Raw genomic sequence first — 13356 nt, 5'->3', positions numbered from 1 at the left:
TAGACGGCAAAGGGCCCCGGACCAAGATCGGTCCGGGGCCCTTTGGTCTGTGCCCCCGGCAGGATTCGAACCTGCGACACCCGCTTTAGGAGAGCGGTGCTCTATCCCCTGAGCTACGGAGGCGGGGCTTAGTGGTGAGGTAAGCGCCCTGGTCAGGCGGCCGTCCGGGCGGTGACGGGGGTGTCCGGAGGGACGTGTTCCCGTGCGGTGCCCTGAGGGTCGAGTGACCGGTGACAGCGTAGCGGATCGAGGTTGGTGAGGTCGCCCCTGTTGCCGTCAGGAGGGCGCGCGGCCGTCGTGGCAGATCCGTCAGCGGGCTGGAGGGGGGACAGGACGGGGTCAGTCGTGGCCCGGCAGGGGTTTCCAGCGACGCATGGTGATCGCTCGGAGGCAGAGGGGATGGGGGATCGGAGTCGGCCGGGGCGGCGCTTCCGTCCTTGCGGGCGGTCTTGGCCTCGTGCGGCGCGAGGCTCCGGCGTCGGCTCCGCACGTCGCTGGGCAGCGCGATGGTTCTTGGCCGCTCGGCCTGGTGAGCCGGATGAGCGGCCAAGACCATGATCGCGCCGATGGAGTTCTACGACCGCCGAAGCGCTCCGCCGGAAGGGGCCGGTTCCGTGGCCAGGAAGTACGTGTCGGGGCTTGTCGCCGCTCCCGCTGTTGCCGGCGTGCTGGGACCGACGAGCCCGTCGTCGGCGCAGGCGGGGGCCGCCGGGTCCGCGCCCGTCCAGACCTCGGAGTACAGCGTGGGCGGCGCGACGGTGGAAGTGCCGACCGGCTGCATGTGCTCGCCCATCATTCGGGGCAAGGGGAAGAAGATGCGTACCGGAGCGCCGGGAGTCGACTGTGGGTTCGTGGGGGCTCTCGGTGGCGGGTTCTGCAACCGGCGTATCGGCTTCGCGTACGCCGACACCGGCAACCGGACGTGCGAGACGTCCCGGGGTGCCACGCGTTCCGAGTGCGAGATCGACCCTGCGGGGAACAACTCTCCGCAGGCCCTGCCTCGTTACGGCAGGGCACGCGCCCACCTGTACGCCGACGAGGTGCGGCGGCGGAGGGTCGGGGGTGTGGCGTTTGCCGGAAGGTCCGTACTCTCGCCGGCGTTCTTCGGTTTCCTTCCCGGGCTTCCGCATGTCATCGACGCGGGGGCCGTCGTCGTCCCCCTCGCCGTCGGCCTGTTCGCGCGGCGGACCTGCCAGTCGTGGGTGGCGCGGAGGCGTGGCGAGCGCAGGTGAGGGGAGGCGGGGCGGGGCGTGGCTCCGGGGTGTGCGCCGGGCCGGGGGCGGGTGCCTCCGGGGCATCTTGCTGGCGGAACGTGGGCGAGGCAATACTGTTGGTTCATGGCGGACGAGACGCGTAACCACCTGGACGGGCGGGCGCACGTCGTCGTCCAGAGTGGCCGGATCGAGCAGTTGCACCAGTACGTGGGCGGCGGCCCGGATGCCAAGCCGGTCGTGCCGTTCCAACTGCCGCCTGCGGTGGGGCGGTTCGAGAACCGGGTGGCCGAGCAGGAGCGGATCCGGCGGGCCGTGGAGGACCACGCGCCGCAGGCCGGGCCCGTGGTGGCGCTGCTGACGGGGATCGGCGGGATCGGCAAGACCGCGCTGGGGTTCCACGTCGCCCGCGGCCTCGCCGAGCGGTACCCGGACGGGGTCCTGTACGTCGATCTGGACGACCTGCGCCGCGACGGCACCGTCGAGGTCGCCGACGCGCTCGGGGACGTCCTGGCCGGGCTCGGTGTCACCCCGCAGTGGATGGAGCGGACGTTCGCCGCCCGGGTCAAGCAGTTGTGGACCCTGACCAGGGACAAGCAGCTCCTCATGGTGATCGACAACGCCCGCTTCGGCAGCGAGGTCTCGCCGCTGCTGCCCGCCTCCGACCGCAGCCTGGCGATCGTCACCAGCCAGGGCACGTTGTACGACCTGGACGTGGCCGCCGCGGTGGAGGTGCCGGTGGGGCCCTTGCCGGCCGGGGACGCGGTGGAGTTGCTGCGGCACCTGGTCGACGACCCTCGGCTCTCGGCGGAACCGGAGGCGCTGGCGGACCTGGTCGAGGGGTGCGCCGGGCTGCCCGCGGCGCTGCTGGTGGCCGGCCGGTGGGTGCGCAAGTACCGGCGGCGCGGCCTGTCGAGGCTGGTCGAGGAGCTCACCGCCGAGCTGCGGGAGAAGGGGATCCCCATGGTCGAGGCGGTGTGGGACGCGGCTTACGAGGGGCTGGGCGTCCAGGCGGCCCGGCTGTACCGGCTGCTGCCCGTGCTGCCCGCCCCGGTGATCGGGGAGGGGCCCGCGGCGGCGCTGCTGGAGTGCGGGCCCGACGAGGCGGGCGATCTGCTGGAGGAGTTGCAGATCGCCGGGCTGCTGGAGGAGAGCGTGGCGGGCTGGCGGATGCACGGCCTGCTGCGCGGGCACGCCGAACGGCGCTCGCGCCAGGCGGACCCGGCGGGCCGGGAGCGCGGCCAGGCGCTGGGTGCGCTGATCGGCTGGTACCGGCGGCAGGCGGCGCGGGCGGACCGTACGGCCGCCGGCGCCCGGATGACGTTCGCCCCCCAGCCGGGACCGGCCGGGCCGGACGTCCGCGACCTCGTCTTCGAGGACAAGCGGCAGGCGTTGCGGTGGCTGGAGGAGCACCGGCTGGCGCTGTACGGGTGCGTGCGGCTGGCCTTCGAGGCCGGGCGGTACGAGGACGCGTGGGGGCTGTGCGAGCCGCTGTGGACCCACTACCTCGACCACCCGCACCTGGGCGAGGTGCTGGCCGCCTTCCGGACCGGGGTGGAGGCGGCGGACCGTACCGAGTTCCTGCCGGCGATGGTGCGGATGCGGTGCCAACTGGCCCGGCCGCTGTGGGAGCTGGGGCGGTACGAGGAGGCGGCGCGGCATGTGGGGCGGGCGCTGCACGCCGCGCGAGCTCTGGGCGAGAGCTTCGAGGAGCGCAGGCTGCGGGCGTCGACGGTGGAGTTCCAGGGCCTGTTGAAGGCGGAGCGAGGCGATCTGCCGGGCGCCGTCGCCGATTTCACGGCCTCCCGGAAGATCCACGAGCAGATCGGCAACGCCTACGGCGTGCTGCTCCTGACCCACCAGGAGGGCAAGGTGGCACTGCGGCGGGGCGACAGCGAAGAGGCCGTCAGGCTCCTGGAGGCGGCGCACGCGGCCGCCGTCGAGCAGGGGAGGGAGCGGATGGCCGCGCGTACCGGGTTCGAGCTGGGGCGCGCTCTGCGGGCGGCGGGTCGCTTCCAGGAGGCGGCCGTGCTGGTGCGGGCCGCTCTGGAGAGTGCCCGGCAGCGGGGCTCGGCGACCGAGGAGACGCGGGTGCTGCGGGAGTCGGCCGAGTTGGCGGAGGCGCTCGGGGAGGCCGGCCGGGCCGAGGAGTACCGGGCCGAGGCAGACCGCGTCGTCGCGCTCTGGGGCGGACTGCCGGCCTCTCACAGCTCGTAGTCGAGCTCCTTCTCCCCGGCCGGGGCCAGGTGGACGGGGACCGGGACGGGGCCGGTGTCGCACAGCAGTGTCCGCGGTGACCGGGGTGGCGGGCCGCCGGCCAGCCAGGCGTGGACGGCGCTGATGACGGCGGTCGGGTCGACGTGGTGGACGCGGCCCTGGCCCCGGTGGGGTTCGGTGGTCACGCTCAGCAGTCCGGCGTCGCGGTGGCGCAGCAGAACCTGCCCCCGGGAGAGGACCGCCGCGGCGGTCCGGCAGCCGGGCATCTCCTCCAGGACGGAGGCCGTCCAGCCGGAGGCCGTCCAGCCGGAGGCCGTCCAGGCCGTGTGGTGGGCGGGCGCGGGCCGGGTCCGTGCGTGCTGCCACAGGACGGCCGCGCTCTGGAGCGGGCCGGGGCCGGCCGCGGGGTGTTCGGCGGCCAGGTGGTGCACCGGTTCGCGGGTGTCCGGGGGGAAGCGGTGCACGGTGACGCGGTCGCCGGAGACCGTGGCGCGTACGGCGAAGACGGTGGGCCGCTCCGGCGTGGTGGTGGGCGCTGGGAAGGCGGGGGCGGCGACGGGGCCGGACGGCCGGCCCAGGCCGAGGAGACGGTAGAGGTGTCCGCGCAGCAGGGTCAGGGCGCGGCCCTGGTGGGCGAAGGCGTGGGCGACGGGCTCCCGCAGGTCGGTGCGGCGGGCGGCGTCCAGGGCCGTCGGCAGGTCGTGGGCGGCCGCCAGGTGGGGCGCGCGGGCGAGCAGGCGGGCCATGGGGCTGTCCGGGACCAGTTCGCGGCCGCCGTCGTGGGCGCCGACGACCGGGCGGCCCAGCGCGGCGGCGTACAGCCCGGTGGAGCCGTGGTCGGTGACCACGGCGTCGGCGGCGACCAGCAGGGCGGCCCACTCCTCGTGCGGCCGTGCCAGGACCAGCCCGGCGCGCAGGGCGGGTCCCATCCAGCGTGCGAGGTCGAAGCCGCCGGTGCGGCTGTGGTCGTTGGGGTGCAGGACCAACGCGACCTGGAAGGCGTCGTGCGGCAGCAGCGCGACCAGTTCGGCGGGGAATCGGGGGCGGCGGGCGATGAGCGACTCGGGGCCCCAGGTGGAAGTGAGGACGACCAGTTGCCTGGGGCCCGTTCCCAGGGCCGTGCGGTACTCCTCGCGATGGGGCAGGGAGCGCAGCAGGCGGTCGGCCGTGGGGTCGCCGACGACGACCGCGGGGCCGGCCTCGGGGCAGTGGCGGGCCAGGCGTAGCGCCTGCTCCTCGTGGGCCAGGGCGTGCAGGTCGGCCCAGGGCTCGCCGTCGGCCAGCAGGTGGGCGGGGTCCAGGCCGGAGGGCACGTCCGCGGAGCCCTCGCCGCTGAGCGCCTTGCCGAAACCGGCGCCGTGCGGCAGGAGCGCCCGGGGGCCGGGCAGCAGGTGGAGGTCGCCCTTCGGGCTGGCGGTGAGGACCAGGTCGTGCCGGGTGTGGCAGGCGTCCCGCCACGGAATGGTGCGGGCGCCGGTGCGGTCCAGGGCCGTGAGGGCGTCGACGTCGAAACGGGAGCCGGGGACCAGCGTGAAGCGGACCCGGACGCGGTCGTCGCCGTCGAAGACCGGCAGGACGTCCAGCAGCCGGTGCAGGGTCACCGCCGAGCGGACGGCGAGCAGCACGCTCCGCTGCCCGCGCCCCGCCGCCCGGGCCCGCGTCGGGGCGAGGGGAAGGCCGGGCGCACGCCTGGTGGCGTCGTGCGGGTCGGGGGAGGCCGGGTGCGGCATGGTCCCGATCGTATCCAGGTGGCGGGGCGGGGTGGGGCGCGGACGGGGAGTGGGAGGGCCCGGCCCCGGTTGTCCGGCGCCGGGCCCGTGCGAGGAGGTGCCCCCGGTGTCCGAAAGGGGCGTGGGGCCGCGAGGGTGCGGCACCGCCCCTCGTGGGTGGTGGCCGTCCGTCCCGGAGACGGCGGTGCGCCGGCCCGGCCGGTGCGGATGATCACGCCGGTCAGGGGCTGGTTTCGTAAGTCAGCGACCTTACGGCGGGTGGCGTTCGCGCGCCGGTGGCACGTTCCGCTTACCGTGCGCGGCGCGCGCGCCCTGTCTGACGGCGCCCGGAATTCATGGGGCCCACCCCGCATCCCGGCGCGCGGGGTTGGGGGTGGGGCAGGGCTCGATATGGGTGGTGGCACCCATGGTGCGGTTTGTGGGGAGCGAGCGAGTGTGGGGGGCACCGACATGGGCATGTCCCGTTCCGCCGCGTCGGGCGCGTTGGGCAGTTCCTGTTCCGTTCTGGTCGGGGTGGGGGGAGCGGGAGGACAGGTGGGGGGTTTGTTTTGGGGGTCACGAGCTGGTTGGCCGTGGCGGTGTTCGTCGGCGCGTATGTGCTCATAGCCACCGAGAAGGTGCACCGGGTGACGGTGGCACTGGGTGGCGCGGTCATCATGCTGCTGATCGGGGCGACCAGTCCCGAGCACGCCTTCTTCTCGGAGCACGAGGGCATCGACTGGAACGTGCTCGTCCTGCTGCTCGGGATGATGCTGATCGTCGCCGTGCTGCAACGCACCGGCGTGTTCGAGTACGTCGCGGTCTGGGCCGTGAAACGCGCCAAAGGCAAGCCCTACCGGCTGATGGTGCTGCTGATCCTGGCGACGGCCATCCCGTCGCCCTGGTTCGACAACGTGACCACCGTGCTGCTGATGGCGCCCGTGACCATCCTGGTCTGCGAGCGGCTCGGGCTCCCCGTCATCCCCTTCCTCATCGCCGAGGTGATGGCCTGCAACATCGGCGGCGCGGCCACCCTCATCGGCGATCCGCCGAACATCATCATCGGCGCCCGGGCGGGCCTGTCGTTCAACGACTTCCTGATCCACATGACGCCCATCGTGGTGGTGCTGCTCGTCCTGCTGTGCGTGCTGAGCCGTTACCTGTTCCGCTCGGCCTTCCGCTACGACCCCGAGCGGGCCCGGGCCGCGCTGGAACTGGACGAGCGGGAGATGATCCGCAACCCGCGGCTGCTATGGGTCTGCGCTGTGGTGATCACCGTCGTGATGACCTGCTTCGTCCTGCACACCTGGCTCCACCTGGAGCCCTCCGTCATCGCCATCACCGGCGGTCTGGTGCTGCTGGGCCTCTCCCGGCTCAAGATCGTCGCCGAGATCGACACCGGTGAGGTCGTCAAGGACGTCGAGTGGGAGACGCTGGCGTTCTTCGCGGGCCTGTTCGTCATGGTCGGCGCGATGGTGCAGACCGGGATCATCGCCGACATCGGCAAGGCCGCCGCCGACGCGGCGGGGGGCGAGCTGCTCAGCACCTCGATGGTGCTGCTCGTCGGCTCGGTGGTGCCCTCGGCGGTCATCGACAACATCCCGTTCGTCGCCTCGGTCAGCCCGATCGTCGAGGAGATCGTGGCCGCCTCCGGCGGTACCGCGGAGGCCGGCGTGCTGTGGTGGGCCTTCGCCCTCGGCGCCGACCTCGCGGGCAACGCCACGATCATCGCCTCCTCCGCCAACGTCGTGGTGATCGGCATCGCCGCCCGCCACGGCTACCACATCTCCTTCTGGAAGTTCAGCAAGTACGGCCTCGTGGTGACCGCCATGTCGATCGCCGTGGCCGCCCTCTACGTCTGGGTGCGGTACTTCGTGCTCGGCTGGCCCGCGTGAGGCCGGACCACCGGTGTCCCCGTACGGGCTACAAGGGCGCCCCGGCGCTGGGCCGTTCGGGTGACGCGGGGTGCCCGGCGGGTCCGGGCGCCCCTAGGGTCCGGGGCTATGACCTCTGCTACCTCAGCCACCGGAACCCCGCTCGACCCCAGCCACCTCGGCACCATCACGGTCATCGCCTGGGCCGGGGAGAACGTCAACGACGGCCAGGACATGCCCTTCCTGATGGCCTACTCCCTCGGCGACGGCGCGGCCGGTCCCGAGGCGGGAGAGGTGGCCGTACGGCAGCTGCTGGACCGCTCGGCGCTGCCGGTCGGCGGCGGGATCGTCGACGGGTCGGCCTCCAGCGTCCCCGTGTCGGTCCTCGTCACCGGCAACAGCGCGACCCTGACGGTGCAGCACCTCAACGCCCAGTGCGTGGTGCCGCCGGAGTGGACGGCCGCAGCGCACGCCCGCGGACAGGTGTACTTCATGTTCACCACCAAGCCGTGGCCCGCGGCGGCGCCGGGGGTGCCGGTGGAGGAGGAGGTGCTGAAGGCGTTCATCGGTGACGAGGAGGTGATCATGGCCTCGGCCCACTGCCTGGTGCCGGTCAGCACCCTGCGCTGAGAGCCCGTCCCGCTCGGGCGCCCCGCGCCTCTCCGCGCCCCGTCCGTCGGCGCACCGGAACCTCCGGTGCGCCGATTTCCGTCCGCTCTCCCACGATGGGCGGAAGGAGGAGGAACCGGGGAGGACGGAGAGTGGCGGAATCGCTTTTTCGCGCCGTTGTCCGGCCGTGGCGTTCGCTTCCGCGTAATGCCGCACAGGGCGCTCAACGCCGCGGAGGATGCCTGGTGCCGCGGAGGGCGCGGTAACACCGCCGAGGAGTGCGGTGAATTCGGCGGTGCGGTAAGGGGGGAATTCCGCCTCTCCTGGTCCGGTCGGTCCGGTCGGACAGGGGGAAACGCAGAGCAGACCCCGCCGTGTGGCGGGGTCTGCTCCGTGGATGCTGCCCGGCGAGCGGGGAGAGCTCAGCTGTTGCCGGCGCCGTTGCCCGAGAGGACCGGGATGTTGCTCAGGATGTGCGAGAGCGGCTCGTCACCCTTGGTCTGGGTGGAGTTCTCGACGCACTGCTGCTGCTGCGGCGACGACAGGACGTCGATGTCCTGGACCGTGACCGGCACGAGGCCGACGAGCGAGCCGACGTTGGCGTCGATCGGCACACCGACGCAGGGCTTGTTCAGGGAGCCCTGGACCAGGCCGAGCTGGGGGCTCTGGTCGCCGGCGATCGAGGTGTTGCCGTAGGTCTGCTCGGCACCGTTGCCGCTCAGCGACGTGTGGCCGCCGTCGTCACCGATGGCCATCGCCGGAGCGGCCGCGGCAGCGCCCGCACCCAGGATGGAGACGGCGACGGCAGCGGTAGCCATGACCTTCTTGATCACAGTGATTCCTCTTTCCGATGGAGTGCCCCGGGGGTGAGGCGCCCTGAACAACTCGTCGCCTTCGGTGAGGTTATGCCTGTTCGGGCGGTGTCACTCCAATGGTGGGGGAGGGGGCGTGCGGTTCTGTGATTATCGGAGTCGGTGGGGGAGTCGACGGCGGAGCGGGGAGGAATTCGGGTGTGTGAGTGAGGAGAGGGGCGGGGGTGTTTTCCGTTCGAGTGAACGGGCGTCACCAATTACGGAGTGGTGAGTTGTCCAGAGAGCGCGGGGAGCACGACCCGTGCACATCGGAAGAAGAGGAAAAGCAGATGCTGAAGAAGATGATGGTCTCCGCGGCCGTGGCCGCTTCCGCGATCGGTATGGGTGCCGCCACCGCCGCCCCCGCGATGGCCATCGGCGACGACAACGGCCACACCTCGCTCAGCGGCAACGGCGCCGAGCAGTACTACGGCAACTCCTCCACCTCCGGTGACATGAGCCCGCAGATCGGCCTCATCCAGGGCTCCTTCAACAAGCCGTGCATCGGCCTGCCCGCCGACGCGAACGTCGGTTCGCTCGTCGGCCTCGTGCCGGTCTCCGTCCAGGACATCCCGATCCTGTCGTCGCCGCAGCAGCAGCAGTGCGTCGAGAACTCCACCCAGACCAAGGGTGACGAGCCGCTCTCGCACCTCCTGAGCAACATCCCGATCCTCTCGGGCAACGGCGCCGGCAACAGCTGAGCCACCCCGCCCGGCTCACCGGGCCCGCGCCGCGCCGCAATCCCCGTCGGCAGCGGAAGCGCGCCCCCCGAGCCACCGAGGGCGACCCCGCCGGTGACCGGCCGACCGGCTACGAAGCCCCTGACCACGTGTCAGGGGCTTCGTGCTGCGTACGGGCGGCGTACGGCGGGCGGTCCGGGCCGGGCAGGCGGGCGCCCGGGCTCACACGTCGAAGTCGACCGTGACCTGCTCCGACACCGGCCGGGTCTGGCAGGTCAGGACGTATCCCTGCTCGACCTCCGCGTCCTCCAGTGCGAAGTTCCGCCGCATCTCGGCCCGGCCCACCGTGATCTTCGCCCGGCAGGTGCCGCAGACACCTCCCTTGCAGGCGAACGGCAGATCGGGCCGGACCCGCTGGGCGCCGTCGAGGACGGTCCCGGCACGGCTCGCCGGGAAGGTGGAGGAACGCCCGTCCAGGACCAGGGTCACCTCGGAGACCGGGCCCTCGGGCAGCGCGTCCTCCTCGCGGCGGACCGGGGCCGGCTCCTCCTGGTCGTCGGCGAAGAACAGCTCCTGGTGGACCCGGTCGCCGGGCACCCCCAGCCGTTCCAGCAGGGCCTGCGCGTCGCGGACCATGCCGTGCGGGCCGCACAGCCACCAGTGGTCGGTGCCGGCCACGTCCAGCAGGGCCGGGACGAGGGCGGCGAGGCGCTCGGCGTCGAGGCGGCCGGAGAGGATCTCGGCCTCGCGGGGCTCCCGGGAGAGGATGTGCGCGACCTGGAAGCGGTCTGCGTAGCGGTCCTTCAGGTCGGCGATCTCGTCGGCGAACATCACCGTGCCCGAACGGCGGTTGCCGTAGAGCAGGGTGACGCGTGCCTCGGTGTGGCCGGCGAGGACCGAGGCGGCGATGGAGAGCATCGGGGTGATGCCGGAGCCGGCGGCGACCAGGACATGGTGCCCCGGTTCGCCGAGCGCCGGGGTGAACAGGCCGGTCGGCTCCATCACGTCGAGCACGTCACCGGGCCGCACCTCGCGCACCAGCCAGGTCGAGAAGAGGCCGTCCGGCACCACCCGCACGCCGATCCGGGGCGCGGCGCCCGCCGGGGCGCACAGCGAGTAGGAGCGGCGCTCGTCGCGGCCGTCCACGGTGCGGCGGACCGTCAGCGACTGGCCGGGTGCGAAGGCGAAGGCGTCCGCGAGGGCGTCGGGCACCTCGAAGGTGACGGCGGCGGCGTCCTCGCACAACGGCTCGACGGAGGCCACCCGCAGCGCGTGGAACCGGGGCCGGCGGCGGGCGGGAGCCGGGGCCGGGGCGGCGGGGGCGGGCGAGGTGGGCGCGGACATCTAGATCTCCTTGACGTGCTCGAAGGGTTCCCGGCAGGCGAGGCAGCGGCGCAGCGCCCGGCAGGAGGTGGCGGAGAACCGGGAGATCTCCTCCGTCCGCCCCGCCCCGCAGAGCGGGCACGCCACCCCGGGCGCGGCCGTGCGGGTCGGCGACAGCGTGAGCGGTACCGGGCCCGAGGGGTGCGGGGCCGGTCCCGGCGGCGCGATGTGGTGCTCGGCGAGGGCACGGCGCCCCGCCTCGCTGATCCAGTCCGTCGACCACGGCGGGTCCAGCACGGTCACCACCCGCACCTCGGGGAACCCGGCTTCGTGCACCGCCCGTACGGTCTCCGCGCGCATCTCGGCCAGCGCCGGGCAGCCGGAGTAGGTGGGGGTGAGCGCCACCTCGACCGCGCCGTCCCCGGCGTACGCCACCGAGCGGAGCACGCCGAGGTCGGCGAGGGTCAGCATGGGCAGTTCGGGATCGTGGACGGCGGCCGCCGCGGCGCGGGCCCGATCCAGCCCGTCCCCGTCCGCCCCGGCGTCCGGGACCTCGGCGGGCACCGCGCGCGGGGCGGGGCCGCCGGTGTCGCGGGCGGCCTCGGCGAGGACCGCGTCGAGCCCGGCGTCGAAGAGCGCGGCCGGGACGGTGACCGCCGCGCCGGGCCGGGTCACCACGCCGCCCCGGGGTGCGCGCGGGCCACCGACTGGAGCTCGTCGAGGAGCGGCGCCAGGTGCTCGGTGCGTGCCCCCGCCCGGCCCGCCCCGGAGTGCGCCGGATACGCGCCGACGCTCAGCCCGGCCGCACGCGCCGTCTCCTCCCACACCTGCCGCAGTTCGGCTCCGGCCCCCGCCGCGTCACCGCCGAGCGCGTCCGCCGAGGTGTCGGCGGCCAGCTCGCCCAGCCACGGCCCGACCTCGTCGTACCCGGCCTGCATACGGCGGGCCGACTCCTCGGTGCCGTCGCCGAGCCGCACGATCCAGTCGGCGGCGAACTGCCGGTGGTACGCCAGTTCCTTGACGCCCTTGGCGGCGATGGCGGCCAGTACCGGGTCCGGGGCCGCGGCCAGGCGCTGGAAGAGGGCGAGCCGCCAGGCGGAGAGGGCCAGCAGCCGCGCCATGGAGAAGGCGAAGTCGCCGCGCGGGAGTTCGGCGAGGCGGACGTTGCGGAAGGCGTCCGCCTCGCGCCAGTAGGCGTAGTCGTCCTCGCCGCGCCCGGTGCCGTCCACCTGCCCGGTGCGGGCGTAGAGGAGGCGGGCCTGGCCGAGGAGGTCGAGGCCGATGTTGGCGAGGGCCAGCTCGATCTCCAGCTCGGGCGCGTCGGTGGTCCACTGGGCCAGGCGCTGCGCGCCGACCAGGGCGTCGTCGCCGAGGGCGAGGCAGAGCGCGGCCAGCGCGCCGGCGTCGACCCCGTCGGGGACGGTGGTGTCCACGCCGTGCAGCGGGTCCTCGAAGCCCGTGCCGAACGCCCAGCGGCCCTCGCCGTCCTCTGCTCCGGCGGCCAGGGACGCCGAGAGGTGCTCGTCACTCATCGGGGGTGCTCCTTGTTCCGTGGTTCTCTGCTGCTCGGGGTGGGCGGGGGCCGCTAGATGTGCGGCACGTCCTCGGGGATGTCGTAGAACGTCGGGTGGCGGTAGACCTTGTCGCCGCTGGGCGCGAAGAAGGGGTCCTTCTCGTCCGGGGCGGAGGCGGCGATGTCGGTGGAGCGGACCGCCCAGATGGAGACGCCCTCGTTGCGGCGGGTGTAGAGGTCCCGGGCGTTGAGCAGGGCCATCCGGTCGTCGGCGGCGCGCAGCGAGCCGACGTGGACGTGGTTGAGGCCGCGCTTGCCGCGGACGAAGATCTCGTAGAGCGGCCAGGAGCCGCGCGGGCTCCCGGTGGCGGGGGTAGGGGTCTCGCTCATGCGGCGGCCTCCGTCCGGTCGGGCCCGGCGTCGCGGGCGGTGTGCTTGGCGGCGTGGGCGGCGGCGGCCTCGCGGACCCAGGCGCCCTCGTCGTGGGCGGCGCGGCGGCGGGCGACGCGCTCGGCGTTGCACGGGCCGTCGCCGGAGATGACCCGCATCAGCTCGGCGTAGTCGGGCGTGCCGAAGTCGTACCGGCCTCGCTCCTCGTTCCACCTCAGCTCGGGGTCGGGGAGGGTGACGCCGAGGTGTTCGGCCTGCGGGACGGTCATGTCGACGAAGCGCCGGCGCAGTTCGTCGTTGGAGTGCCGCTTGATCTTCCAGGCCATGGAGCGCTCGGAGTTGGGCGAGTTGTCGTCCGGCGGGCCGAACATCATCAGCGACGGCCACCACCAGCGGTCCACCGCGTCCTGCACCATCGCCCGCTGGCCCTCGGTGCCGGACATCATCGTCATCAGCAGCTCGTAGCCCTGCCGCTGGTGGAACGACTCCTCCTTGCAGACCCGCACCATCGCCCGCGCGTACGGGCCGTACGAACTGCGGCAGAGCGGGACCTGGTTGCAGATGGCGGCGCCGTCCACGAACCAGCCGATGACGCCGACGTCGGCGAAGGTCGGCGTCGGGTAGTTGAAGATCGAGGAGTACTTCTGGCGGCCGGTGATCAGCCGCTCGGTGAGGTCGTCGCGGTCGGCGCCGAGCGTCTCGGCCGCGCTGTACAGGTACAGCCCGTGGCCCGCCTCGTCCTGCACCTTGGCGAAGAGGATCGACTTGCGGCGCAGCGAGGGCGCGCGGGTGATCCAGTCGCCCTCCGGCTGCATCCCGATGATCTCGGAGTGGGCGTGCTGCGCGATCTGCCGGATCAGCGTCTTCCGGTACCCCTCGGGCATCCAGTCGCGCGGCTCCACCCGCTGGTCGCGCTCGATCGTGGCGTCGAAGTGCTCCTGGAGCGCGCTCTCGCCGGGCGCCTCGGTCGCGGTCATCT

Annotated in this window: 12 protein-coding genes and 1 tRNA gene; 5 read left to right on the top strand and 8 right to left on the bottom strand. The window is 73.4% G+C overall.

The features are described from left to right. Window positions 1-50: 50 nt before the first annotated feature. Window positions 51-123: transfer RNA gene (locus tag Sdia_RS01950), tRNA-Arg, on the bottom strand. 443 nt (window positions 124-566) lie between these two features. Between Sdia_RS01950 and Sdia_RS30565 the strand changes: the two genes are divergently transcribed. Both Sdia_RS30565 and Sdia_RS01940 read left to right on the top strand, forming a co-directional pair. Then, window positions 567-1232 carry a hypothetical protein gene (locus Sdia_RS30565; RefSeq protein WP_308435902.1) on the top strand — a complete coding sequence of 222 codons (666 nt, stop codon included), beginning with the start codon at window positions 567-569 and terminating at the stop codon, window positions 1230-1232. Between the two features lie 105 nt (window positions 1233-1337). Further along, window positions 1338-3428: a tetratricopeptide repeat-containing protein gene (locus Sdia_RS01940; RefSeq protein ID WP_100456949.1), complete on the top strand. Its 2091-nt coding sequence runs from the start codon at window positions 1338-1340 to the stop codon at window positions 3426-3428. On the opposite strand, the gene Sdia_RS01935 is transcribed toward Sdia_RS01940, so the two are convergent. After that, entirely contained in the window at window positions 3416-5158 is a 1743-nt protein-coding gene (locus Sdia_RS01935; protein ID WP_229830904.1) for a translation initiation factor 2, read from the bottom strand. The genes Sdia_RS01940 and Sdia_RS01935 overlap by 13 nt on opposite strands. Before the next feature lie 548 nt (window positions 5159-5706). On the opposite strand from Sdia_RS01935, the gene Sdia_RS01930 reads away from it, so the two are divergent. Together Sdia_RS01930 and Sdia_RS01925 are read left to right on the top strand one after the other, a co-directional pair. Continuing rightward, on the top strand, window positions 5707-7032 hold the full coding sequence (locus Sdia_RS01930) for an ArsB/NhaD family transporter (protein WP_100456946.1): 1326 nt from the start codon (window positions 5707-5709) through the stop codon (window positions 7030-7032). Window positions 7033-7140: 108 nt separating this feature from the next. Then, window positions 7141-7641 (top strand): DUF5949 family protein, encoded by a 501-nt coding sequence (locus Sdia_RS01925; RefSeq protein ID WP_100456944.1) that lies wholly within the window; start codon window positions 7141-7143, stop codon window positions 7639-7641. A gap of 401 nt (window positions 7642-8042) precedes the next feature. On the opposite strand, the gene Sdia_RS01920 is transcribed toward Sdia_RS01925, so the two are convergent. Then, window positions 8043-8453 (bottom strand): rodlin, encoded by a 411-nt coding sequence (locus tag Sdia_RS01920; protein WP_100456942.1) that lies wholly within the window; start codon window positions 8451-8453, stop codon window positions 8043-8045. A gap of 308 nt (window positions 8454-8761) precedes the next feature. Between Sdia_RS01920 and Sdia_RS01915 the strand changes: the two genes are divergently transcribed. Beyond that, window positions 8762-9172 carry a rodlin gene (locus Sdia_RS01915; RefSeq protein WP_030309946.1) on the top strand — a complete coding sequence of 137 codons (411 nt, stop codon included), beginning with the start codon at window positions 8762-8764 and terminating at the stop codon, window positions 9170-9172. A gap of 201 nt (window positions 9173-9373) precedes the next feature. Here the strand turns inward: Sdia_RS01915 and paaE are convergent, their stop codons facing one another. From paaE to paaA, 5 genes are read right to left on the bottom strand one after another with little or no spacing between them, the layout of a single operon-like run. Then, complete coding sequence (gene paaE / locus Sdia_RS01910; protein ID WP_189400275.1) at window positions 9374-10495, bottom strand: 1,2-phenylacetyl-CoA epoxidase subunit PaaE; 1122 nt, start codon at window positions 10493-10495, stop codon at window positions 9374-9376. Beyond that, window positions 10496-11149 (bottom strand): 1,2-phenylacetyl-CoA epoxidase subunit PaaD, encoded by a 654-nt coding sequence (gene paaD, locus Sdia_RS01905; RefSeq protein ID WP_189500132.1) that lies wholly within the window; start codon window positions 11147-11149, stop codon window positions 10496-10498. Beyond that, window positions 11146-12006: a 1,2-phenylacetyl-CoA epoxidase subunit PaaC gene (paaC, locus tag Sdia_RS01900; protein WP_100456938.1), complete on the bottom strand. Its 861-nt coding sequence runs from the start codon at window positions 12004-12006 to the stop codon at window positions 11146-11148. The genes paaD and paaC overlap by 4 nt, the downstream gene beginning before the upstream one ends. Window positions 12007-12059: 53 nt before the next feature. Further along, window positions 12060-12377: a 1,2-phenylacetyl-CoA epoxidase subunit PaaB gene (gene paaB / locus Sdia_RS01895; protein ID WP_003950194.1), complete on the bottom strand. Its 318-nt coding sequence runs from the start codon at window positions 12375-12377 to the stop codon at window positions 12060-12062. Next, window positions 12374-13354: a 1,2-phenylacetyl-CoA epoxidase subunit PaaA gene (gene paaA / locus Sdia_RS01890; RefSeq protein WP_100456937.1), complete on the bottom strand. Its 981-nt coding sequence runs from the start codon at window positions 13352-13354 to the stop codon at window positions 12374-12376. The genes paaB and paaA overlap by 4 nt, the downstream gene beginning before the upstream one ends. Between the last annotated feature and the right edge of the window lie 2 nt (window positions 13355-13356).

This window comes from Streptomyces diastaticus subsp. diastaticus, from assembly GCF_011170125.1.
Classification (GTDB): Bacteria; Actinomycetota; Actinomycetes; order Streptomycetales; family Streptomycetaceae; genus Streptomyces; species Streptomyces diastaticus.
The sequence above is the reverse complement of the archived record's forward strand: the minus strand, read 5'-3'. Positions and strand labels throughout refer to the sequence as shown.